The following is a 23,040-nucleotide window of genomic DNA, read 5'->3' as shown; positions in this document are numbered from 1 at the left end:
ACGCGGAGCGTCTCCAAAATTACAGCCCGCCCCTTCACGGATGGTCTACCCGAAAGCGGGGGGCTAATCGGCATCCCACACCCCGCCACAGCCATAGTGAAGATGCGAAGGTCAGGGGTGACAGCGCCCCACCCCAACGGGCTGAAGACGGCGCCGATTCCAGCAGGAGCGGAGCAGTGAAGAACGAGACCAAGGGCCGCCCAGACCCCGTGGCGCCATCTCACAGCGCTACGGCACGGCCGATCCTGTTACCGGAGACGCCCGCGGTGCTGACTCTGCGGCACGCCGTCCGGGATTGGCTGACGCGGTTCCGGCCCGCGGAATCGAAGGTGGCCGTGGCCCTGTCGGGCGGCGCCGATTCGCTGGCCTTGACCGCCGCGGCAGTCGCCGAGGCAGCGACGGTGGACGCGCTGGTCGTGGACCATCGGTTGCAGGCAGGATCGGACGAGGTCGCGGCGACAGCGGCGGCCACCGCGCGAGCATTGGGCTGCCGGTCGGCGCGCATACTGCCGGTCGATGTCGAAGGTCCCGGCGGTATGGAGGCGGCCGCACGCACCGCCCGCTACGGCGCGCTCGACCACGCGCGCAATGAGTTTCCGGTGCTGCTCGGGCATACGCTCGACGATCAGGCCGAAACCGTACTCCTCGGACTCGGCCGCGGCTCGGGCGCACGATCGATCCAGGGCATGGCACCGTTCGACGAGCCATGGGGTCGGCCACTGCTGCATATCCGGCGGGAGACCACCCGGCAGTTCTGCGCGGATCTGGGTCTGGCGCCCTATGAGGATCCACACAATCTTTCCCCGGAGTTCACTCGCGTCCGCCTGCGCACCGAAGTCCTGCCGCTCCTGGAAGATGTGCTCGGCGGTAGAGCAGCGGCCGCGCTGGCTCGTACCGCCGAACTGTTACGCGAGGACAACACCGCACTCGACGAGTTCGCTGCCGAACTGCTTGTCCGGGCGGAATTCGGAGGCATGGGCCTGTCCTGTGTGGTGCTCGCGGACGCCGCAGCGGCAGTGCGGCGCCGGGCCGTGCGGGCTTGGCTGCTGGCCTGCGGGGTGCGGGTGGTGACCGGCGCACATCTGCGGGCGGTGGACGATCTTGTGGTGGCCTGGCACGGCCAGGGCGGGGTCGCGGTGAGTGGGGGAGAGCGGGGGACCAGGTTGGTCGTCGTCCGCGAGCATGGCAGGCTGACACTTGCCCGCGCGACCGGGTGAGCCGAACCGAAGGGAAACCAGCTGACGTGTACGGGGACGATATCGCTTCGGTCCTGATCACCGAGGAAGAAATCGAGGCCAAGGTCGGCGAGCTGGCCGAACTGATCTCCAAGCGGTACCCGGCCGATGCCCCGGAGGGGGATCTACTGCTGGTCGGAGTACTCAAGGGCGCAATCTTCTTCATGACCGACCTCGCCAAGGCACTACCTGTCCCGACCCAGCTGGAGTTCATGGCGGTCTCGTCCTACGGGTCGTCCACCTCGTCCTCCGGCGTCGTGCGGATCATGAAGGATCTGGACAAGGACATCGCCGGTCGCAATGTGCTGATCGTCGAGGACATCATCGATTCGGGGCTGACGCTGTCCTGGCTGATGCGTAACCTGTCCACCCGCAACCCGGCCTCGCTTGAGGTGGTGACCTTGCTGCGTAAACCCGATGCGCTGCGCACCCAGGTCGAGGTGGCGAATGTGGGCTTCGATATCCCCAACGAATTCGTTGTGGGGTACGGCCTGGACTACGCCGAGCGCTACCGCGACCTGCCCTATATCGGCACCCTGCATCCGCGGGTCTACGGCGGCGAAACCGACTGAAGGCTTGATCGCTCGCGGGCATGGTCCGAACCGAACGTGCCCACCAGTGGTGAGGCGAACGTCCGACGGCGGGGGTGTTCCCGAATCGAACGTGCCCATCGTCGGTGCCGAGTTGAGCGAGGCCCTCGGCGGGTTCGGCCCGCGTCGTGCTGAAGCATGACGCCTGTCGGGCCGAACCCCGCGGCGCCGGCGGCGCCGCGAAACTCAAGCCGGGATTGCGGGCGGTTCCGCGAAACCTCCGGCGACGGCACGCTGGCCGAATTCCAGGATGGTGGGCCGGCTGTCGTCGGCGCGCCAGGCGATCGCGAGTTCGCACGGCGGGATCCCGGTGAGGGGCCGCGCGGTGAGGCCGGGCCACCGATACATCGGCACGTTGTTCTCGGCCAGCATGCACAGGCCCAGTCCCAGTCCGACGGCTTCCAGCCGGTCCTCCGGGGTGGCGGCTTCGGCGCCGATCTTCGCCGCTCGGCCGTTGCGGGCATCGTTACCGAGCCAGAAATCGCGGACCGCGCCGGCTTCGGCGGGTAGTGCGATGAACGGTTCGTCGATCAGATCGGCGAAGTCGATCATTTCCTGCCCTGCCCGGGGGTGGTTCTCCGGTAGCAGTACCCAACGCCGCTCGGTGCGTAGCACCTGCCAGCGGTAACGGTTGGAGTCGGGCAGCGGGAGCCATACCAGCGCCAGATCGGCCTGGCGGCCGGACAGACCGCTGGACGGATCGGTCCAGGAGGCCTGGTGCAACGCGAGCCGGTGGCCGCTGGCGCTTTCCAGATCGTTGAGCAGGCCGCGGCCCAGGTTCGATTGCAGGCCGACGCGCAGTACTTCGCCCGCTTCCTGCAACGAGCCGTTGGTGGTCTCCCAGAGTTCCAGGATCTTGCGGGCGCCGCCCAGCAGTTCCTTACCCGCAACCGTGAGTGCGACGCTGCGCTGGTTGCGATCGAACAGGACCACATCGAGCTGACGTTCCAGCTGCCGGATCTGACGCGACAGTGTCGGTTGAGCGATGTGCAGCCGCTGAGCGGCGTTGGTGAAGTGCAGTTCCTCGGCGACGGCGACGAAATACCGCAGATCGCGCAAATGCGGGTCCATAGCACCTTGCTATCAGAATCGTTGCTGAATTTCCAGCCCTAATATGTTCAGAAGGTCCGCATAGCGGCCCAGAAACAGTCGACAGGTTTGTTAGTGACAGCTTATTCGGTGTCACGGTGATGCGCATCATCGGTTTCGCGGCGCGCGGTCTGTGTGACGATCGCGAGCGATACGACGTAAAAATCCAGGCGTTTCCGGTGGTAGAGCTCTTTCTGAAATATGTGGTGCCCACCTCGGGGGATGAAGCCGCGGGACTGTTCGGGTTCCGGCCGCGGAAGCGGTTTTCGCGCGGCCTCTACCCGACTATGCACGTCAAGTGATGTTGATCACAATAGTGTTTCGATGGGCGTCCGATGGCGCCGGCGACAACGCCGCGGCCACCTCGCCAGTGGACCGTGGCGCGTATCGGCCGATCGAAGATCGGTGTCTCAGTCGTTGCGGATACGTTCCTCGTAAGCCCTGCGTTGTTCGCTGTCCACGTCGCCGAGGAAGGTCTGCGCCGACCCCATCGAACGGCCGAGTGCATCACCCACCGGTTGCGGCAGCAGGTTCACGAAAACCGACATGGCGCCCGCAGCCCGGGTTACCCGGGCCTTCGCCTTGGGCTTGGTGATGAGCCGGACCACCGCGCCGGCGATATCCTCCGGTTCGGCGGCAGGCAGGCCCTTGGGTGCGGCGACCCCGGACCCGAGTTCGGTCCTGGTCAGCGTCGGCAGGACCGAGGAGAATTCGACACCGGTTCCGCGGTACTCCTCGCGCAAGGTATCGGTGAAACCCAATACCGCATGCTTGGACGCGTTGTAGGTGGCCAAGCCCGGAATATGCGTCTCACCGGCCAGCGACGCGATATTGATGATGTGCCCGTGCCGGCGCTCGAGCATCCGGGCCAGGGCGATCTTCGACCCGAGGATCACGCCGTAGACGTTGATGTCCAGGATCCGGCGGGTGATCTGATCGGACTCGTCGACCAGCCGCCCGGTCGGCATGATCCCCGCATTGTTGATCAGTACGTCGATCGGTCCGAGTTCGCGCTCGACATCGTCGAGGAAAGCGGTGAACGACGGCTGATCGGTGACATCGAGGCGGCCGTAGTGATCGAAATCGTAATCGGTGCCCGATTCCTTCACCGTTTTCTCGTCGATATCGCCGATCGCGATCTTCGCGCCCAGTTTCGCCAGCGCTACGGCGGTGGCCAGGCCGATTCCGCGTGCGCCGCCCGTGATCACGACAACCTTGCCGCGGATGGAATCGGTGGTGGTCATCGATTGTCTCCCTTGAGTCGGAGCAGGGCGGGAAGGTCGATTCGGCGCATACCGCGCGCACCGGCCGCGCGCATGGCGCCGAGCCCGATCAGGATCTTGTTCAGGTCGTACGGCATCCAGGTCAGCTCGCGTTCCTGTGTCGGCAGCAGCGGTGTGGTGATCGCCTTGGCTTTGCAGTACTTGCGCACGCCTTGGGCGCCGCCCCAGCGGGCGCCGACACCGGAGTCGCCCCAGCCGCCCATCGGTAGCGCGAAGTTGAACAGGTTGGCGAAAATATCGTTGATGTTCACCGCGCCGGCGTTCAATGCGCGCGCGACCCGTTCGCCCCGGGCCTTGTCGCCGGTCCACACCGAGGCGGACAGGCCGTACACCGAATCGTTGGCCAGTCGGACGGCCTCGGCCTCGTCGGCGACCTTCATCACCGGCAGGGTCGGTCCGAAGGTCTCCTCGGTGATACAGGACATGCTGTGGTCGACATCGACCAGGACCGTCGGTTCGAAGAACGTGCCCTCGCCGGTCCGTTTGCCGCCGGTCAGTACTTTCGCACCCGCGGCCACCGCTTCCTCGACATGCCGGGACACGATCGCGACCTGGTTCTCGTTGGCCATGGCTCCGACATCGTTGCGGGGGGTGCGGCCGTCGCGACCCTGCCGCAGGGATTTCACGTTCGCGGTCAGTTTGGCGACGAATTCGTCGTAGACCGAGGCCTCGACATAAACCCGTTCCACCGAGATGCAGACCTGGCCGGAGTTGAACATGCCGCCGAACGCGATACCGTGCGCGGCGCGATCGAGATCGGCATCGGCCAGCACGATCGCCGGATCCTTACCGCCCAGCTCCAGGCTGTAGGGAATCATGCGGGCGGCGCAGTCGGCGGCGATCCGGCGGCCGGTGGCGGTGGAGCCGGTGAACTGGATGTAATCGGCGTTGTCGACCACTGCCGCGCCTGTCGCGCCCGCCCCGGTGGCGACGGAGAACACCGGGGGTGCGCCGATCTCGGACCAGCCGCGAGCCAGTTCGAGGGCAGAGAGCGGGGTGACCTCGGACGGCTTCAAGATCACTGCGGCTCCGGCTGCCAGGGCCGGGATCACATCGAGGAGGGGCATGGCCAGCGGGAAGTTCCACGGCGTGATCACGCCGACCACCGGATACGGTTCGAATACCGTGGTCAGCCGTTTCACCCGGGCCAGCGGGCTGTGTGGGGCAGGATGCTCGTCGGCCAGGAATTTGGGTGCGCGCCGTGCGTAGTAGCCGATCAGATCGCTGCCGAAGATCGGATCTATGAGGGAATCCACCCGGGGCTTACCGGTTTCGGACTGGAGAACGTCGGCGAGAGCCTCGGTATTGTCGATGATCCAGTCCTGCAGCTTCAGCAGCCATTCCTTGCGCCCGCTCGCGCCTATGGCCACCCATTCGCGCTGGTGCTCGCGTAGTTCGGCGATTCGCGCCGCAACCTGCTCGGCCGGAGTATCGGCAACGCTGCCGACGATCTCGCCGGTCGCGGGGTTGAGGACTCGGATATCCGCGTCCTGGGGCCGGCCCGTCGCGGGTTCGGTATCGGGTTGTTCCGATTCGTTATCGGTCACTGCTGTTCTCCCACTGCGTCGTGCTGGAACCGCTGGTGGCCGATCACAGTGGATCAGCGCACAGCACCGATCGTGACACAATTCATCGGTTACTGCCTCAGTAACTCATTGATGCGGGGAAGCTTGTCTGGGGTTACCGCGCCCGGTCGCGGCGTCCCGGTAGGTGAGTGGTTACAGATTTTCCCGAGCCAGCCGGCGCAGTGGCGGTTCGGAGGTGGGCGGAACGCGCCGGTCGGGTAACTCTGTCAGCAGGGCGGTGGTCGCCTCGGCGACCGCGGCCACTGCCTTGTCCACCGCGGGTTTGGTGGCCGTACTCAGCCCGGACAGGCCACCGACTTTGCGCACATATTGCTGTGCTGCGGCGTAGATCTCCTCCTCGGTGGCGGCGGGTTCCAGACCTCGCAAGACGGTGATGTTTCTACACATGAATGCACATTAGCGCCGGAACCAGTGCCGTGACAGGCCAAGCCGAAAATGTGAAAACACATTGACCGGTCCCGCCTCGGACGGGGGTCCTACACTCACGGTATGGCTGTTGCCGGATTGCCCACGCCGACCCCCTTCCCCTATCCGGAGCTCGACAAGCGCGAGGAGGACCACTGGTCCGGAGCACAGATCGACGATGACCGCCTGCGGGCATTGTCGCTGGGCGCCTTTTATTCGGCGCGCTGGGACGCATTCCACGACGAACTGATGCTCGGCCCCGAACGCGACCATCCGCTGGGTGATCGCCGCGAACTGGCCATCGACACGCTCACCGGAGCCTGGGGAATCACCGACGGTACCGAGGCTCGCGCCTCGATGGAACAACTCCTCGAAGGTATGCACGCCCCGCTCTATGCCCTGGTACACCCGCTCGTGACCGCATCACTGAACGCCAGCGAACGAGACCGGTTCGGTGAGCGCGCCGACCGGCACCGCGCCTTCCTCCGGCAGGTCGCCTCGTTCCGCGGTATCGATAATTCCGAAGCCCTGGTCCGCGACTACGACATCTGGTCCCAAGCGATCAAAATCGGTTTCACCGATCATCTGTCCCGTCCGTTGCCCGCCGATATCCACGCGTGGGATCTGGCGCGAGTGGTCGCGGTGGCCCGGATGGCCTATACCGCCGGCTATATCGAAACGGACGTGGCCTGGGACTATCTTGCCCGCGCGCTACCGCTGGCCCAGCGCAAATACCGCAACTGGCGCCAGTTCGGCGACGCCTACCTCACCGGCTGGACCTACTGGCAGGCATGCGAAGACCTGGCCGAACTCAAGGACGGCGGAGTGGACCGCCGGCTGGAATTATTACGACTATGGCTACGCCCGACCAGCCCGTGGCGTCGTATAGGCCTGGGGTAGTCCGGATGCGCACGAGGTAGGACCGGCTCGGCGAAAGGCTGTCCAGGTTCTGGACCCCTGGACTCTCTCGCCGAGCCGTGCAACCGAGCCCGTCAGATACCCGGCAGGGAGCGCAGGATGCCGCGGCCGTAGCGCTGGAACTGGGTGTCGTCGACCATTCCCAATGAGTGGCGTTCGACCAGTAGTTCCCATTCGGAGTACAGCTGCGCGACGCTCGGATCGGCCGGCCCCGCCGAACCGTCGAGGGCGATCAGCCGGACGGCGAAGTTGATGGCGTAGGTCATGCGTTCGGTATCGGCGCGATCCAGCCCCGTGAAGCAGATCGTGGTGTTGCCGTCGCGCACCTCGACGATGGGGCGGCGATCCGCGTCACGCAGCCCGCCTGCCATCGAACCGGGTTCCTCCGTGGCCCGCGCCATCATGATCATCGGAATCGGCAGATCGTGGGCGTAGGGTTCGTCCGTGCTCAGCGACGCCAGGAGCAGGCGTTTCGTGGTGACAGTGAGCAGGCAGGCGTCGTCGTCGCCGACCGGCGGATGGGCGATTACGTACGCAGTCTCCAGCACGTACTCGTCAGCGTCGACGAGACTGTGCAGATCGTGCAGAGCCGTCTCGCCCCGTCCGGTGACCGACATCCGGCCTACGGCCCGATCGACGTCCGCCCGGATAGTGCCGCGTTCGGTTTCCTCGGGGGCCGGGGCGTTCAGCGCCGGTGCCGAGATATCGATCCGCTGCGCGGCGAGGATCTGGTCGTTGATCCGCGAGACGATCCCGGCGGCGGCGGGAACGTCGTGCTCGGCGATCAGCACCGGAAGTGGTGTCCGGTCGGCGGGCACTCCGACCAGCACCGGGGTCGGATAACGCAGGTAGATCTCGATGACGACCGCATCATCGGCGCGCCGGCTGAGCCGCACTTCCAGCAGGTCGGTGACCGCTACGTCGAGAACGCGCTCGCCGTCGGTCTCGGTATCGCCGTCGGCTTCGGGGCGAAGGACTACCAAACGTCCTGCACCGTGCCGAACTATTGCTGTGGGTGTCCGTAACTCGACTATGTCCATACCCCCTGCGCTCGGGTCGTACGTCGATCATCATCGGTCGGGCGTGCCATGATTGTGATCACTACGAGATATCACAGACCACGACGCCGGGAACCACCGTGGTTTTCCGGCCGTTTACCTGTTGAACTGCATCACCAGCCGAACTCCTCGCTTGCGATAAGTCAGGAAGCGCGATGTATCGAGTAGACCGTACGCGGTAACGTGGCATGTCCGCATCCGAATCCGCCCACCGGGCGGTGCACGGATGTGGGTTGCGCCGCTCGAGACCGACGCATCGCTAGGCAAAACGCGGAGACGCCTGAAAGGACTGGCCGCCCGGCCGACGCTCTATGAACCGCAAGACAGTGTTTCGCACCCTGGCGATAATCGCGGGCATTCTGCTCGTGATCTATCTGTTCAGTTACTTCGGCAACGACACCCGCGGCTGGCAGAGCGTCGATACGTCGGTGGCGCTCCAGCAGCTGAACGACAAGGAGAACGTCGCCAACGTCCAGATCGATGATCGCGAGCAGCAGCTGCGGATCGAGCTGAAGAACGGTAACGACGCCACCGAAGGCCAGAACCAGATCATCGCCAAATATCCCGGCGGTAGCGATACCTCGTCGCAGATCTTCCAGGCCGTACAGAACTCCGGCGCGCCGTACAACACGGTCGTCAAACAGGAGAGCTGGCTCACCCAGATCCTGCTGTTCGTCCTGCCGATGGTGATCCTGCTCGGCCTGTTCATCTTCGTGATGTCGCGAATGCAGGGCGGCGGCCGTGGCGGCATGATGGGCTTCGGTAAATCCAAGGCCAAACAACTGTCCAAGGATATGCCCAAGACCACGTTCGCCGATGTCGCCGGCGCCGACGAAGCGGTCGAGGAGCTCTACGAGATCAAGGACTTCCTGCAGAGCCCCGTGCGCTACCAGGCGCTGGGCGCGAAGATCCCGAAGGGCGTACTGCTCTACGGTCCGCCCGGTACCGGCAAGACGCTGCTCGCGCGGGCCGTCGCGGGTGAGGCCGGGGTCCCCTTCTTCACCATTTCCGGCTCGGATTTCGTGGAGATGTTCGTCGGTGTCGGCGCGTCCCGCGTACGTGACCTGTTCGAACAGGCCAAACAGAACAGCCCCTGCATCATCTTCGTCGACGAGATCGACGCGGTCGGCCGCCAGCGCGGCGCCGGGCTCGGCGGCGGGCACGACGAACGCGAACAGACCCTCAACCAGCTGCTGGTGGAGATGGACGGTTTCGGCGACCGCACCGGTGTCATCCTGATCGCCGCCACCAACCGCCCCGATATCCTCGATCCCGCGTTGCTGCGCCCAGGCCGGTTCGACCGGCAGATCCCGGTCAGCAACCCCGACCTGGCCGGGCGCCGGTCGATCCTGCGGGTGCATTCGCAGGGGAAGCCGATTGCGCCGGATGCCGATCTCGACGGCCTGGCCAAGCGCACCGTCGGCATGTCCGGTGCCGATCTCGCGAATGTCATCAACGAAGCCGCGCTGCTCACCGCCCGGGAGAACGGCGCCACGATCACCGGCGACGCGCTCGAGGAGTCGGTGGACAGGGTGATCGGCGGCCCACGCCGCAAGAGCCGGATCATCAGCGAACACGAGAAGAAGATCACCGCCTACCACGAAGGCGGTCACGCCCTGGCGGCATGGGCCATGCCCGATATCGAGCCCGTCTACAAGGTGACGATCCTGGCCCGTGGCCGCACCGGTGGCCACGCGATGACCGTGCCCGAGGACGACAAGGGCCTGATGACCCGTTCCGAGATGATCGCCCGGCTGGTCATGGCCATGGGCGGTCGCGCGGCCGAGGAACTGGTGTTCCACGAGCCCACCACGGGCGCGTCCTCCGATATCGATCAGGCCACCAAGATCTCGCGGGCGATGGTGACCGAATACGGGATGAGCGCCCGCCTGGGCGCCGTCCGCTACGGCCAAGAGCAGGGCGACCCGTTCCTCGGCCGGTCCATGGGCACCGCCTCGGACTATTCGCACGAGGTCGCGGGCGCGATCGACGAGGAGGTCCGCAACCTCATCGAGGCCGCGCATACCGAAGCCTGGTCGATCCTCAGCGAATACCGCGATGTACTCGACGAGCTGGCCACCGCGCTGCTGGAGCGCGAAACCCTGCACCGCAAGGACCTGGAAATCATCCTGAGCGCGGTGCAGAAGCGGCCGCGTATCACCGCGTTCAACGATTTCGGTGATCGGGTGCCGTCGGACAAGCCACCGGTGAAGACACCGGGTGAACTCGCTGTCGAACGTGGTGAGCCCTGGCCGCCGGAGCCGAAGGTACCCGCCGGCATCGCCCCCGGCGATCCCGCAGCAGCCGGTAGCCTCCCGCAGCCCGCCGGATACCCGGGTGTACCCCTCGCCAAGCCCGGATACGGGCAGCCGCCGGCCGGCTACCCCGCTCCGCAGCCGCCCGCCCCTGCGTATCCGCGGGGCGCCACGCAGGGATCGCGTCCGGATTACGGTGCGCCCGCGGGCTGGTCGGCCCCGGGCTGGCCGCCGCGGGAACAGCAGCAGTCGCCGCCCGCGGACCGCGGTTACGGCGGCCCCGCTCCCGAGCAACCGCGCAATGCGCAGTCGGACCCGAACTCGGGTGAACCCCGCGGCGAAGGCGCTACCCCGCCGTACGACCGTGGCCAGGGCGACCCCGGTTACGGTTCCGGTGAGGAGCCCGGTCGTGGCGGCCCGCACTCCTGGGACAGCCCGAACGGCCGGCAGTAGTCAGGCGCCGATTACGCTCGGACCCGACGGCGCCCGGTCATTACTGCCGCGCCCGGATTGTGGAGGTGTCCTCGAATGTCGGCCAATCAGCAGACCAACGGCCATACGACCGGTATCCCCGCCGAACTGGGTGAGACCGGCGGCCCGGCGCCGGAGCTGATCGCCCGGCACACCGGAAAGCCGTTCGACCAGCAGCGCGCCGAGGCCGCGGTACGGGAGTTGCTGCTCGCGGTGGGCGAGAACCCCGACAGGCCCGGGCTGCTGGATACGCCCGCGCGGGTCGCGCGGGCGTACCGGGAGATGTTTGCCGGGCTGTACGTCGAGCCCGACGCGGTACTGAACACCACCTTCGACGAAGAGCATCAGGAGCTGGTGCTGGTTCGCGATATCCCGATGTACTCGACGTGCGAACACCATCTGGTGTCGTTCCACGGCGTCGCGCACGTCGGTTATATCCCCGGCCCGCACGGCCGGGTGACGGGATTGTCGAAACTCGCCCGACTGGTCGACCTGTACGCCAAGCGTCCTCAGGTGCAGGAACGGCTGACCAGTCAGATCGCGGACGCGATGATGCGCAAGCTGGATCCGCGCGGCGCGATCGTGGTGGTCGAGGCCGAACATCTGTGCATGGCCATGCGCGGTATCCGTAAGCCCGGCGCCAGCACCACCACCTCCGCGGTCCGCGGACTGTTGCAGACCAATTCGGCCTCGCGCTCGGAGGCCCTCGATTTGATTCTGCGCAAGTGAGCGGTCAGCGTTCCGCCGCCGCCCCCACCCTGGCCGGGGTGGTGCCCCGGCCGGGTGTACAACCGCGGCCGGGCCGGTCCTGTGTGGTGATGGGCATCGTGAACGTCACCAGTGATTCGTTCTCCGACGGTGGGCGCTATCTGGACCCGGACCGGGCCGTCGAACACGGGGTCCGGCTCTTCGAGTCGGGCGCCGACATCATCGACGTGGGCGGGGAATCCACCCGGCCGGGCGCGGTGCGGATCGACCCGGGAACCGAGGTCGAACGGGTGGTCCCGGTGATCGCCGGGCTGGTCGCGGCCGGCGTACCCACCAGCGTCGACACGATGCGCGCCGCGGTCGCGGAAGCGGCCATCGCGGCGGGAGTATCGGTGATCAACGATGTCTCGGGCGGCCGCGCCGACCAGGCGATGGCCGCGGTGGTCGCCGCCGCCGATATTCCGTGGATTCTCATGCACTGGCGGTCGGCAGCCGATTACCGGCACACCGGCCCGGCCGACCACTACGACGATGTCGTGGCCGAAGTACGGACGGAACTCGGGGATCAGGTGCGGCACGCGATTGCTTCGGGGGTGGATCCGGCCCGCATCATTCTCGACCCGGGCCTGGGTTTCGCCAAGAACGCCGAACACAACTGGGCGCTACTGGGCGCGCTGGACCATTTCGTCGCCGATGGCTTCCCGGTACTGATCGGGGCCTCGCGGAAACGCTTCCTGGGTACGCTGCTGGCCGATAACGACGATCCGCGCCCGCCCGCCGGGCGGGAAACCGCCACCGCCACGATTTCGGCGCTGGCGGCCTGGCACGGCGCATGGGGGGTCCGGGTGCACGATGTGCGCGGTTCGCAGGATGCGATCGCGGTAGCCGACGCTTGGCGCGGTGCGATGGGAGGCGCGCGTTGAGCGCGGGCACCGGGGACCGGATCGAACTCCGTGGCCTGCGGGTTTTCGGCTACCACGGGGTTTTCGAGCACGAACGCCGGGACGGGCAGGAGTTCGTCGTCGACCTCACTGTCTGGACCGATATCTCCGCGGCGGCGGCCACCGACGATCTCACCCGAACCGTGGACTACGGCGCGCTCGCGGATCTTGCCGTGACGATTGTGCAGGGGCCCCCGCGCAATCTCATCGAGACCGTGGCCGCCGAAATCGCCGGCCGGGTGCGCGCTGTTCCCGGTGTTGCCGATGTCGAGGTGGTACTGCACAAACCGAGCGCGCCCATCCCGCACAGTTTCGCCGATGTCCGCGTGGTAACCGCGGGCCGCCGGGAGCAGGGGTCCGAATGACGCGCGCGGTGCTGTCCATCGGTTCGAATATGGGGGATCGGCTCGCGCTGTTGCGCGGTGTCGTCGCCGGATTCGGCGCGCGGGTCCGCGCTGTCTCCCCGGTGTACCGCACCGCCCCGTGGGGTGGTGTCGACCAGGACGATTTCCTCAACGCCGTACTGGTCGTCGACGACCCGGCATACGACTGCCGTGCCTGGCTCGCGCACGGGCAACGGCTCGAACAGGCCGCCGGCCGGGAACGGACGGTGCGCTGGGGTGCCCGCACCCTCGACGTGGACATCGTCACCTGCGCCGAACCTGTCGCCGGGGAGTGGCGACCCTGCCGCAGTATCGACCCCGGCCTCACCCTGCCACATCCCCGCGCCCATGAACGCGCCTTCGTCATGGTTCCGTGGCTGGACGTGGAGCCCGAGGCCGTTCTGGACATCGCGGGCACCGGATACTCGGTGCGGGATCTGTTGTCGAAGCTGGACGCGGGCGAGGTCGCGGGGGTTCGCCACACCGACCTCACCCTCATCCCCGCCGCAGGAGCGGCACCATGACCTTCGGGGGCAGCGATAAGAACACCCACGGAAACGGTGGGGACGACGGCGATATGAGGCTGAAACCCACCCGAATCCGGGAGTTGCTGGCCAATATTGCGATCGCAGCCGTTATCGCCTGGGTGGCCACCCGGCTCGCCTACGGGAGTTTCCCGCCGATCTCCACGATTGCGGGGGCCTCGCTGTACCCGGTGGCCGCGCTCGAGGCGGTGCTCGGGTTCTATATCCGTGCCCGGGTGAGCAACAGCCAGATCGGTGCCGACCGGCGCCAGCTGCATCCGATCACGGTGGCCCGGGCGTTGGCGCTGGCGAAGGCGTCTGCGCAGGTAGGTTCGCTGGTGGCCGGGGTCTGGCTGGGATTCTTGCTCTGGATTTTCCCGCAGCGCGGAGATCTGCGGGCCGCCGACGCGGACTATCCGGGCGTCCTCATCGGCTGCGGCGCGGGTATCGCGCTGGCCGTTGCGGCACTGTGGCTCGAACACTGCTGCCGGGCCCCGGACGACCCCAGCGACGAACCCGCGCCATCCTAGACCTCTTCGTGATGGATCACGCCCATTCTGACCTGGGCGCGTCCGACTTTCACGATTACTCTTGCGGGCATGGTGTCACCGTCCCGCAGTAGTTCTTCCGTGCGCAGCCGGGAAGATGTGGGCAAGTTGTTCCTCGGCGGCTCGGTGCTGCTCGGGGTGGTGGCCAGTGTTTTCCTGGTGCTCAGCGATAGCGTGCAGCTCATCCGCGTGGGGCTGGTGGCCGCGTTGTGGGCGGCGGTACTGGGGGCGTGGGCGGTGAGCCGGTATCAAGCCAAGGTTCGGGATCTACGTGGCGCCTATGAACGGGAACTGGAGCGGGAGATCAGCGCGCGCCGCGAACACGATCTCGGGATCGAGGCCCGGGTGCGCTCGGCGGTGGGTGCCGACGCGACCGAGATGTCCGCGCTGCGGGCCGAGCTCGCGGTGCTGCGCCGACAGCTCGAACGGCTCTTCGACGGTGAGCTCCCGCCGGAGCGTCCCGCGCTGCGGGCTGCGTCCTTCCGTATCCAGGAATTGTCCGGCGCGCCGGACCGGGCCGGTTTCGCGGCGGCTTGGCCGCCGACCGAGGACGGTGAGCGGCACGCGGTCGACGCCTGGGCCAACGCCGCGGCGAGCTGGTCGCATGCGGCGGACAGCTGGGTCGATCCCGAAGACGAGGTGGCGGATTCGGGCGCCGGCATCGGGGAACGCAACACCGTCACTCCCGTCTACGAAAGTGATCATCCCGGTCGGCCCCGGTTCGCCGGCCCCGACGATGCCCCCATCACGGCCGAAACGGCGATCGTGCGCATCGACGACGAACCGGCGCCGGGCGGGGCAGAGTCGGAGCTCGCGGCGCCGAGCTGGGCTGATGCGTTCACCGAGGTCCACGACGCCCCGGATGGGCCCGGCGGTGCCGAGCGTCACGGGCCGCCGCACCCCGCCGAATTCGTACAGGGCCCGCCGCGGCCGCCCGAGCCCGTTCACGGTCCGCCCGCACCGCGTCGCCCGGCGGCCGCCTTGTCCGAACCGTCCGAGACACCGGCTCCGGCGAAGGTCCGGGAGAACACCCGGGCCCCGGGCAAGCTGTCCCCGCGCTCGGTCAATTCGCGCCGCCGCCGTGCCCAAGCCGAACCGGCCGGTTCGCGCCGGTTGTCGGTGGCCGAGATCATGGCGAACCTGCGCCGAGAGGAGGAGCAGCGCAGCTCCTGAAGTGCGGCAGATCACCCGGTGCGCCCATGGCGCATCGGCGGACGTGAGTCCTATCCTCGATGCGTAACGTCTGGTACCCGCTGTGCGGGACTGGAACGACTTTTCGAGAGGACACTGTTGACCTCGCCACGCGTGACTCCTGGCAATCCGGCCGCGAGTGGTGATCCGGCGCCCGCACGCCTGACGGTAGGAATCGTTTCGGCGGGGCGCGTGGGATCCACACTCGGCGCCGCGCTCGAACGCGCCGGACATGTGGTGTTCGGCGTCGCTGCCATCTCCGATGCCTCGGTGCGGCGGGCGCGTACCCGGCTGCCCGAATCCCGGATCCTCCCGGTCGAGGAGGTCGCCGCGCGCTGCGAACTGCTCATCCTGGCGGTCCCGGACGCCGAGCTGGCCGGGCTGGTGCGCGGGCTGGCGAGTGCGCGGACAGTGCGGCCGGGCACGATCGTGGCGCATACGTCGGGCGCGAACGGTATCGCGATCCTGGCCCCGCTGGAGGAAGCCGGCGTGCGCCCGCTGGCCATTCATCCAGCGATGACCTTCACCGGCCACGACGAAGATCTGTCCCGCCTGGCCAATGCATGTTTCGGGATCACCGCCGCGGACGAGATCGGCTACGCCATCGCGCAGTCGCTGGTGATCGAGATGGGCGGCGAACCGGTTCGGGTGGCCGAGGAGCACCGAACCCTCTATCACGCCGCGCTCGCCCACGGCAGCAACCATCTGGTCACCCTGGTACTCGATGCCGTGCAGGCGCTGCGCGACGCGCTCGCCGGGCCGGGGCTGCTCGGCCAGCAGACCATCGACGACCAGCCGAACGGCCTGCCCGAACGGCTGCTCGCGCCGCTGGTCTCGGCGGCGCTCGACAATGCGCTGCGCCGCGGCCAGGCCGCGCTGACCGGCCCGGTTGCCCGCGGTGATACCGCCGCGGTCGCCGCGCATCTCAACGCCTTGACCGCGGCCGATCCGCAGATCGCCGCCGGGTATCGGGCCATGTCGCGGCGTACCGCCGAACGGGCGCAGGCCCCCGCCGAACTTCGTGCGCTGCTGGAAGAGCACCGATGATGCGTTACCTGCGCCGTGGACCGCACGTACCGGCTTGGAAGGAGGCAGCATGACGGATCGGACCCTGCACGACGCCTACCGCGTCGGCGAGCTGACAGTGCAGCACGACCCGGTCGTCCTCGGCAAGGTCGTCCGCGCGCTGCGCCGCTCCGGCCGGACCGCCGGGCTCGTCCCCACCATGGGCGCCCTGCACGAAGGCCATTTGGAACTGGTCCGCCGCGCCAAGCGCACCAACCAGGTCGTGGTCGTCTCGATCTTCGTCAACCCGCTGCAGTTCGGCGAGAACGAGGATCTCGACAGCTACCCGCGCACCCTCGACGCGGATGTCGAACTGCTTCGCGCGGAGGGCGCCGACCTGGTATTCGCCCCGAGTGCCGCGGATATGTATCCCGACGGCCCGCGCACCACTGTGCAGCCGGGTCCGCTCGGCGCCGAGCTGGAGGGCGGCTCTCGGCCGACTCATTTCGCCGGGATGCTCACGGTGGTGGCGAAACTACTGCAGATCGTGAGCCCGAACGAGGCCTTCTTCGGCGAGAAGGACTATCAGCAGCTGGCGTTGATCCGGCAGATGGTCCGCGATCTGAATTTCGATATGAAGATCGTCGCAGTCCCGACGGTCCGTGAATCCGACGGTCTGGCGCTGTCGTCGCGCAACCGCTACCTCGACCCGATCCAGCGCGAACTCGCGACCACTTTGTCGGCCGCCCTACTGGCGGGTGCCCGTTCCGGAGCAGCTGGTCCGCAGGCCGTCCTCGATGTGGCGCGGTCGGTTCTGGCCGCGGCCCCCGAAATCGACCTGGACTACCTGGAACTCCGCGCCGCGGACTTGGGGCCGACCCCGGAGACAGGCAACGCCCGCCTCTTGATCGCGGCCCGGGTGGGCACGACCCGGCTGATCGACAATGCCCCCGTCCAGCTCGGCGTACAGCCCAACGAGACCCAGGGGGCCCCGAACCCCGCGCTGCCGGAGGCAGCGCCATAAACACAGCGGAGTGAAGAACGAGACCAAGGGGGGCCTCGAACCCTGCGACGCCGGAGGCGGCGCCATGGATACAGAAGGGCGACAGTGATGTTGCGGACCATGATGAAGTCGAAGATCCACCGGGCCACCGTGACCCATGCCGATCTGCATTACGTCGGATCGGTGACCGTGGACCAGGATCTGCTGGACGCCGCCGATCTGCTCGAGGGTGAGCAGGTCTGCATTGTCGATATCGACAACGGGGCCCGGCTCGAGACCTATGTGATCGCCGGTGAGCGTGGTTCCGGGGTGATCGGTATCAACGGTGCCGCCGCCCATCTGGTCAACCCGGGTGATCTGGTTATTCTCATCGCCTACGGGATGATGGACGAGGCCGAGCTGCGCGGATACGACCCGAAGGTGGTGTTCGTGGATTCGCGTAACCGGGCGGTCGAGCTGGGTTCGGATCCGGCGCATGCGCCGGAGGGCTCCGATCTCATCAGCCCGCGTAATCTGTCGCTGGTCTGAGCGCCGATAAACCGATGCTGCTGACCCTCGACGTCCGTACCACCAGCACTGTCATCGGGTTGATGAACGATACCGATTCCGGGGCGGAACTGGTGCGGCACTGGCGGATTCACACCAATCCACTCCATACCGCCGACGAGTTCGCCATGAATCTGCGCGGTCTGCTCGGGGCCGATCTCGACACGGTGACCGGTATCGCCGGCCTGTCGACCATGCCGCCGATGCTGCGGGAAATGCGGCTGATGCTGGACCGCTACTGGCAGCACGTGCCGCATGTGCTGGTGGAGCCGGGGGTGCGGACCGGTATACCGCTGCTGGTGGACAACCCGAAAGAGGTCGGTGCGGACCGGATCGTCAACAGTCTCGCGGCCTATCACGAATACGGCACCGCTTCGATCGTGGTGGATTTCGGTGTATCGATCTGTGTCGATCTGGTGTCGGCGAAGGGGGAGTTCCTCGGGGGTGTCATCGCGCCGGGGGTGGAGATCGCGACCGAGGCGCTGATCGAGCGGGCCGCGCTGCGGCGGGTCGAGCTGACCCGGCCGAGATCGGTGGTCGGCAAGAACAGTGTCGAATGTATTCAGGCCGGCGCCGTTTTCGGTTTTGCGGGGCTGGTGGACGGGCTGGTGGACCGGATCCGCGACGATATCGACGGTTTCTCCGGCAACGATATCGCCGTGGTGGCGACGGGCCCGGGCGCGCCGTTGATCCTGGACGAGTCCGAGACGATCGAACATCATCTGCCGCATCTGACGCTGAGCGGCCTGCAGCTCGTCTACGAACGCAACCAGCGGCGTAGTCGCGGCTGAGCGCACCGGGACGTAGTCGCGGCCGAGGGCACTGTGTGATGTATTCCGCTGGGCTGGGTGTGGCCGCGGCGGGTCCGGGTTGCTAGTATCGCCGTGTGCTGTTCCGCATGCGTACCCAGGAGTGTTGTCGAGGCTGATTCGCCTCGACCGTTCGAGGCATCCCGAATTCCTCGTTCGTTCTCATTCCTCTTGGAGATGCGCAGATGCGTTCCCCTGTTCTTTCTTCCGTAGTGCGGCCCTCGGTTCGTGATACCACCGCAGCGGCGGCGAATCCGATTCCCGATCGTCCGATTGCTCCGGCATTGCCTACCCGGCTGCGTCCCGCGGATCTGTTACGGCTGACCGACGAGACCGGTGAGGATGTGCTCGCCGGCCGATACGACCACCTGCTTCCCGAGGGCGGCCGCTGGCCGCTGGTGGACCGTTGGGCTACTCGGCTGGTCGCCGATGACGAGGTCGATATCTGGCTGATCAGTTGGACACCGGAGAAATCCACGAAACTGCACGATCACGCCGGTTCGCTCGGCGCGTTGACGGTGCTCAGCGGCGCGCTCGCGGAGTACCGCTGGAATGGATCAGAACTGCGGCATCGGATCCTGGCGGCGGGTGATCAGGCAGCTTTCCCGATCGGCTGGGTTCACGATGTCGTCCGTGCCTCCGACCGGGTTGCGGTCGCGGGGCGGTCCGATCCCGGGCCGCTGGATCCGACGCTGAGTGTGCACGCGTATTCGCCCCCGTTGACTGCCATGTCCTATTACGAGGTGACCGGTCACGGCAACCTCCGACGTACCCACACTGTCCTCACCGACCAGCCCGAAGGTGATCTCTGATGCCGTCGATGACCATCGACCAAATGCTCGACAATGCCCGCTCCCAGTTGCGGCGGATCCAGCCGATCGAAGTACCGGCCGCGCTCGCGCGGGGTGCGATCCTGGTGGATATCCGGCCCGCGGCGCAGCGAGCCGGGGAGGGGTCGCTACCCGGCGCGCTGGTGATCGAACGGAATGTCCTGGAGTGGCGGCTGGATCCGAGCAGTTCGGCTCGGCTGGCGCTGGCCACCGACCATGATGTCGAGTGGATCGTGGTGTGCTCGCAGGGGTACACGTCGAGCCTGGCCGCGGCCTCATTGCGTCAATTGGGGTTGCATCGCGCGACCGATCTGGTCGGCGGTTACCAGGCGCTGGTAGCTGCGGGTATGCGCACGGTGGCGACCGGCGCCGAACACTTCACCAGGGAAGTTCGTTCGCTCGCGGTTCTCTGAATTGTTCCGCGCCCGGCAGCGAATAGATCCGGAGCGCAATACATTTCCGCGCTGCCGCCACACCGGCGATATTTCCTAAGCAACCAAATGGTCTATTTTCGTGGTTAGCCCACGCGTGCCCGCGCCGATTCCATATGGGGCGGTCCAGGGGCGGGCGGCTGACGAATCGATTTGCCGTGCACGCTAGGGTGGTTCGCTGTGAGCAACCCGAACTCCTCGTCATCCGGCGGCTCCGCGGGCACTGTTCCCGTGGGCGGATCCGGCCGCGCAGCGGTTGTCGACGACATCCCCGAGCAGATGCGGATCCGGCGGGAGAAGCGGGAACGGCTGCTTGCCGCGGGCGGTGAGGCCTATCCGGTAGTGGTGCCCCGCACGCATTCACTCGCCGAAATCCGGGCCGCTCATCCGGATCTCGCGGCCGATACCGCGACCGGTCAACACGTCGGTGTGGCCGGGCGCGTCATCTTCATGCGCAATACCGGGAAATTGTGTTTCGCGAAGTTGCAGGAAGGTGACGGCACCACGTTGCAGGCGATGATCAGCCTGAACGGCGTCGGCGCCGACGCCCTCGCGGCGTGGAAAGCCGATGTGGATCTCGGCGATATGGTTTTCGTCCACGGCGAAGTCATCTCGTCGCGTACGGGCGAATTGAGCATCATGGCCGATTCCTGGTCGATGGCGTCCAAGGCGCTGCGGCCGCTGCCCGTCGCCCACAAGGAGATGAGCGAGGAATCTCGGGTCCGCCAGCGTTATGTGGACCTGATCCTGCGCCCGGAGGCCCGGGAGATGGCCCGCACCCGGGTCGCGGTGGTGCGGGCGCTGCGCAACGCGCTCGAACACCGGGGTTTCCTCGAGGTCGAGACACCGATGCTGCAAACCCTGCACGGCGGTGCGGCGGCACGGCCTTTCCGGACACATTCCAATGCGCTCGATATGGATCTCTACCTGCGCATTGCTCCGGAGTTGTTTCTCAAGCGCTGTGTTGTCGGCGGGCTCGAGCGGGTCTTCGAGATCAATCGAAACTTCCGTAACGAGGGTGCGGATTCCACCCATTCACCCGAGTTCGCGATGCTGGAAACTTATCAAGCGTACGGAACCTACGACGACTCTGCGCGGATGATCCGGGAATTGATCCAGGAAGTCGCTCGAGAGGCTCTGGGAACTGAGGTTGTCACGCTTGCCGACGGGTCGGAATACGACCTGAGCGGCGAGTGGACAACCGTGGAGATGTATCCGTCGCTATCGGAGTCGCTGGGCGTCGAGGTCACCCCCGAAACAACTGTCCCGGAATTGCTGGCGCTCGCCGAACGGGAAGGTCTGGAAATTCCCGAAGGCAAGGGCTACGGCCACGGCAAACTGGTCGAGGAACTCTGGGAGCACTGCTACGGCGACAAGCTGGACAAGCCGACTTTCGTCCGTGATTTTCCGGTCGAGACATCCCCGCTGACCAGGCAGCATCGGTCGCGTGCCGGTGTTGCCGAGAAGTGGGACCTGTATGTCCGCGGCTTCGAGTTGGCCACGGGTTATTCAGAGTTGGTCGATCCGGTCATCCAGCGCGAACGGTTCGTCGATCAGGCGCGGCTCGCCGCCGCCGGTGATGACGAAGCAATGGTTCTGGATGAAGACTTCCTCACCGCGATGGAACACGGGATGCCGCCGACAACCGGAACCGGTATGGGAATCGATAGGTTGTTGATGGCGCTCACCGGATTGGGAATCCGGGAAACGATACTGTTCCCAATAGTGCGGCCGGCCGGCCGTTGAGCGAACGGTTTGCATAGCCGATCGCTCGTCTTGGAATTTTCCGAATTCGAGGTATTCTTGCCTCGGGTAATCGGCCTGATTTTGCTGGGCCGCACGATTTCGAGAGGACGTTCATCTCATGGCAAAGAAGGTCACCGTTAGCCTGATCGACGATGTCGACGGTGAGTCCATCGCGGACGAGACCATCGAGTTTGCAATCGATGGAGTGTCGTACGAGATCGACCTGTCGTCATCGAATGCGGAGAAGCTTCGGGACGAGTTGGAGCAGTGGGTTTCCAGCGCCCGTCGCGTGAGCGGCCGGCGCCGGGTGAAGGCCGCGGTCGCCGCCGGTGCGGGCAACAGCAAGGGGCGGGCCACGATGGATCGCGAACAAAGCGCCGCAATTCGTGAGTGGGCACGGCGGAATGGTCACAAGGTTTCCGCGCGCGGGCGTATCTCCGCCGATATCACCGATGCGTACAACAAGGCCTCGAAGGGATAGTTCTTCTTTCAACCGTCGTTCGCTGAATATTTTCTACGAAGCGGACGGCGGTCGGTCTTTCTCGATAGCAAATTGGAATTACCGCTGGCCCCGGCGCTGTGTGCCGGGGCCGCTGCGCTCAGCGGTGTTCAGTCTTGCTCCACCGCCCGCTTGCCCGGCACCATAGGGGTGTTGGTAGTACCGGGCCCGTGCGGTCGGGGTGGTGTCCGGCAGTTGCTGCCGGTATGGAGAGGTCAGGTAGCGGCGCAGTGTCCGGATCCGTGGGATCGTTTCTACGTTTCACCGATGACGAGGGCCGGCGGTGTGAGGTGATGCTGACCCCCGACCGGCAGCGGATCACGATAGGTCGTTCGGCCGGCGCGGACCTCTCGCTGCGCTGGGACGCCGAGGTGTCGCGACTACATGCCGCCGTGGAATACCTCGCGGCGCAATGGACCATCGTGGACGACGGGCTGTCCCGCAACGGCACGTTCATCAACGGCGAAAGATTGCACGGCCGCCGTCGGCTGATGCCGGGCGATCGTATCCGGGTGGGCACCTCCATGGTGTCGTTCCACGACTTCAACGGGGTCGCCGACGATGCGACCCGCGCATCCGGTGGCAGCGTCCCGACCGTCCGGTCGCTGACCGAGGCGCAACGAGGTGTGCTGATCGCCCTCTGCCGCCCGTACAAGGGTGACGCCGGATTCGCCGCCCCCGCGACCAATCAGCAGATCGCCGACGAACTTTTCCTCAGCGTGGACGCCGTCAAAACACATCTGCGCGCGCTGTTCGCCAAGTTCGGTGTCGAGGATCTGCCCCAGAACCAGAAACGCGTCCGGCTGGCCGCGCTCGCCATGCGCAGCGGGCTCATCAGCGATCGCGACCTGTAGACCTGCGGTTACTCCGACAGGCCCGAATCGGTGTGTTCGCTCTGGGCAAAACCGGAGTGGGAAACGAATACGTGGGTATCGGCGTTATGAATGAATAGAGCTGCGACCGGCCCACAGATCACTAGGGTGGAC

Annotated in this window: 25 protein-coding genes; 20 read left to right on the top strand and 5 right to left on the bottom strand. The window is 66.4% G+C overall.

Going from position 1 to position 23,040, the window contains the following annotated elements; translation table 11 throughout:
• Nucleotides 1-242: 242 nt before the first annotated feature.
• Together tilS and hpt are read left to right on the top strand one after the other, a co-directional pair.
• The gene (tilS, locus tag NS6_RS24440) at nucleotides 243-1,217 is read left to right on the top strand and encodes a tRNA lysidine(34) synthetase TilS (RefSeq protein ID WP_068045942.1); all 975 of its coding nucleotides are present in this window, start codon (nucleotides 243-245) and stop codon (nucleotides 1,215-1,217) included.
• A 26-nt stretch (nucleotides 1,218-1,243) separates the two neighbouring features.
• A complete protein-coding gene (hpt, locus tag NS6_RS24435) occupies nucleotides 1,244-1,807 on the top strand; it encodes a hypoxanthine phosphoribosyltransferase (protein ID WP_068045813.1) in 564 nt (187 codons plus the stop codon).
• 204 nt (nucleotides 1,808-2,011) lie between these two features.
• On the opposite strand, the gene NS6_RS24430 is transcribed toward hpt, so the two are convergent.
• Nucleotides 2,012-2,896 (bottom strand): LysR family transcriptional regulator, encoded by an 885-nt coding sequence (locus NS6_RS24430; RefSeq protein WP_068045811.1) that lies wholly within the window; start codon nucleotides 2,894-2,896, stop codon nucleotides 2,012-2,014.
• Between the two features lie 116 nt (nucleotides 2,897-3,012).
• Between NS6_RS24430 and NS6_RS24425 the strand changes: the two genes are divergently transcribed.
• Nucleotides 3,013-3,216: a hypothetical protein gene (locus NS6_RS24425; RefSeq protein ID WP_157112921.1), complete on the top strand. Its 204-nt coding sequence runs from the start codon at nucleotides 3,013-3,015 to the stop codon at nucleotides 3,214-3,216.
• A 108-nt stretch (nucleotides 3,217-3,324) separates the two neighbouring features.
• Here NS6_RS24425 and NS6_RS24420 read toward each other — a convergent pair whose 3' ends face one another.
• The 3 genes from NS6_RS24420 to NS6_RS24410 all read right to left on the bottom strand — a co-directional run bounded on the left by NS6_RS24420 (nucleotide 3,325) and on the right by NS6_RS24410 (nucleotide 6,170).
• Nucleotides 3,325-4,158, bottom strand: coding sequence for an SDR family oxidoreductase (locus NS6_RS24420; RefSeq protein WP_068045805.1), 834 nt, complete (start codon nucleotides 4,156-4,158; stop codon nucleotides 3,325-3,327).
• Complete coding sequence (locus NS6_RS24415) at nucleotides 4,155-5,678, bottom strand: aldehyde dehydrogenase family protein (RefSeq protein WP_068045940.1); 1,524 nt, start codon at nucleotides 5,676-5,678, stop codon at nucleotides 4,155-4,157. Before NS6_RS24415 ends, NS6_RS24420 begins: the two co-directional genes overlap by 4 nt.
• Before the next feature lie 237 nt (nucleotides 5,679-5,915).
• Nucleotides 5,916-6,170, bottom strand: a complete 255-nt coding sequence (locus NS6_RS24410; RefSeq protein WP_068045801.1) for a DUF2277 domain-containing protein — start codon at nucleotides 6,168-6,170, stop codon at nucleotides 5,916-5,918.
• A gap of 102 nt (nucleotides 6,171-6,272) precedes the next feature.
• Here NS6_RS24410 and NS6_RS24405 point away from each other — a divergent pair, with 102 nt between their 5' ends.
• The gene (locus tag NS6_RS24405) at nucleotides 6,273-7,088 is read left to right on the top strand and encodes a DUF1266 domain-containing protein (RefSeq protein ID WP_068045799.1); all 816 of its coding nucleotides are present in this window, start codon (nucleotides 6,273-6,275) and stop codon (nucleotides 7,086-7,088) included.
• Nucleotides 7,089-7,180: 92 nt separating this feature from the next.
• On the opposite strand, the gene NS6_RS24400 is transcribed toward NS6_RS24405, so the two are convergent.
• A complete protein-coding gene (locus tag NS6_RS24400; RefSeq protein WP_245669485.1) occupies nucleotides 7,181-8,089 on the bottom strand; it encodes a hypothetical protein in 909 nt (302 codons plus the stop codon).
• Between the two features lie 386 nt (nucleotides 8,090-8,475).
• On the opposite strand from NS6_RS24400, the gene ftsH reads away from it, so the two are divergent.
• The 16 genes from ftsH to NS6_RS24320 all read left to right on the top strand — a co-directional run bounded on the left by ftsH (nucleotide 8,476) and on the right by NS6_RS24320 (nucleotide 22,908).
• Nucleotides 8,476-10,872 (top strand): ATP-dependent zinc metalloprotease FtsH, encoded by a 2,397-nt coding sequence (ftsH, locus tag NS6_RS24395; RefSeq protein ID WP_068045792.1) that lies wholly within the window; start codon nucleotides 8,476-8,478, stop codon nucleotides 10,870-10,872.
• Nucleotides 10,873-10,947: 75 nt separating this feature from the next.
• On the top strand, nucleotides 10,948-11,619 hold the full coding sequence (folE, locus tag NS6_RS24390; protein ID WP_068045789.1) for a GTP cyclohydrolase I FolE: 672 nt from the start codon (nucleotides 10,948-10,950) through the stop codon (nucleotides 11,617-11,619).
• Between the two features lie 89 nt (nucleotides 11,620-11,708).
• Nucleotides 11,709-12,521: a dihydropteroate synthase gene (folP, locus tag NS6_RS24385; RefSeq protein ID WP_068045938.1), complete on the top strand. Its 813-nt coding sequence runs from the start codon at nucleotides 11,709-11,711 to the stop codon at nucleotides 12,519-12,521.
• Nucleotides 12,518-12,904 (top strand): dihydroneopterin aldolase, encoded by a 387-nt coding sequence (gene folB / locus NS6_RS24380; protein WP_068045786.1) that lies wholly within the window; start codon nucleotides 12,518-12,520, stop codon nucleotides 12,902-12,904. Before folP ends, folB begins: the two co-directional genes overlap by 4 nt.
• Entirely contained in the window at nucleotides 12,901-13,446 is a 546-nt protein-coding gene (folK, locus tag NS6_RS24375; protein ID WP_068045782.1) for a 2-amino-4-hydroxy-6-hydroxymethyldihydropteridine diphosphokinase, read from the top strand. Before folB ends, folK begins: the two co-directional genes overlap by 4 nt.
• Before the next feature lie 53 nt (nucleotides 13,447-13,499).
• Nucleotides 13,500-13,976: a DUF3180 domain-containing protein gene (locus tag NS6_RS24370; protein ID WP_068045931.1), complete on the top strand. Its 477-nt coding sequence runs from the start codon at nucleotides 13,500-13,502 to the stop codon at nucleotides 13,974-13,976.
• A gap of 69 nt (nucleotides 13,977-14,045) precedes the next feature.
• On the top strand, nucleotides 14,046-15,167 hold the full coding sequence (locus tag NS6_RS24365) for a DUF6779 domain-containing protein (protein WP_157112920.1): 1,122 nt from the start codon (nucleotides 14,046-14,048) through the stop codon (nucleotides 15,165-15,167).
• A gap of 117 nt (nucleotides 15,168-15,284) precedes the next feature.
• Complete coding sequence (locus NS6_RS24360) at nucleotides 15,285-16,232, top strand: Rossmann-like and DUF2520 domain-containing protein (RefSeq protein ID WP_371859356.1); 948 nt, start codon at nucleotides 15,285-15,287, stop codon at nucleotides 16,230-16,232.
• Between the two features lie 49 nt (nucleotides 16,233-16,281).
• On the top strand, nucleotides 16,282-17,214 hold the full coding sequence (gene panC, locus NS6_RS24355; RefSeq protein ID WP_068045772.1) for a pantoate--beta-alanine ligase: 933 nt from the start codon (nucleotides 16,282-16,284) through the stop codon (nucleotides 17,212-17,214).
• 87 nt (nucleotides 17,215-17,301) lie between these two features.
• On the top strand, nucleotides 17,302-17,721 hold the full coding sequence (gene panD, locus NS6_RS24350) for an aspartate 1-decarboxylase (RefSeq protein ID WP_068045769.1): 420 nt from the start codon (nucleotides 17,302-17,304) through the stop codon (nucleotides 17,719-17,721).
• Nucleotides 17,722-17,735: 14 nt separating this feature from the next.
• A complete protein-coding gene (locus tag NS6_RS24345; RefSeq protein WP_068045766.1) occupies nucleotides 17,736-18,530 on the top strand; it encodes a type III pantothenate kinase in 795 nt (264 codons plus the stop codon).
• A 203-nt stretch (nucleotides 18,531-18,733) separates the two neighbouring features.
• Nucleotides 18,734-19,360, top strand: coding sequence for a cysteine dioxygenase (locus tag NS6_RS24340; protein WP_084471365.1), 627 nt, complete (start codon nucleotides 18,734-18,736; stop codon nucleotides 19,358-19,360).
• An 8-nt stretch (nucleotides 19,361-19,368) separates the two neighbouring features.
• The gene (locus NS6_RS24335) at nucleotides 19,369-19,791 is read left to right on the top strand and encodes a rhodanese-like domain-containing protein (protein ID WP_068045924.1); all 423 of its coding nucleotides are present in this window, start codon (nucleotides 19,369-19,371) and stop codon (nucleotides 19,789-19,791) included.
• A gap of 297 nt (nucleotides 19,792-20,088) precedes the next feature.
• On the top strand, nucleotides 20,089-21,555 hold the full coding sequence (lysS, locus tag NS6_RS24330) for a lysine--tRNA ligase (protein WP_068045921.1): 1,467 nt from the start codon (nucleotides 20,089-20,091) through the stop codon (nucleotides 21,553-21,555).
• A 118-nt stretch (nucleotides 21,556-21,673) separates the two neighbouring features.
• Nucleotides 21,674-22,036, top strand: coding sequence for a histone-like nucleoid-structuring protein Lsr2 (locus tag NS6_RS24325; RefSeq protein ID WP_068045764.1), 363 nt, complete (start codon nucleotides 21,674-21,676; stop codon nucleotides 22,034-22,036).
• A gap of 248 nt (nucleotides 22,037-22,284) precedes the next feature.
• A complete protein-coding gene (locus NS6_RS24320; protein ID WP_371859355.1) occupies nucleotides 22,285-22,908 on the top strand; it encodes an FHA domain-containing protein in 624 nt (207 codons plus the stop codon).
• The last annotated feature ends 132 nt before the right edge of the window (nucleotides 22,909-23,040 follow it).

Origin of the sequence: Nocardia speluncae NBRC 108251, from assembly GCF_001613245.1 — a bacterium.
In the GTDB taxonomy this organism is placed as follows: domain Bacteria; phylum Actinomycetota; class Actinomycetes; order Mycobacteriales; family Mycobacteriaceae; genus Nocardia; species Nocardia speluncae.
Note: the sequence above shows the minus strand (reverse complement) of the source record. Positions and strands in the feature narration are given on the sequence as shown.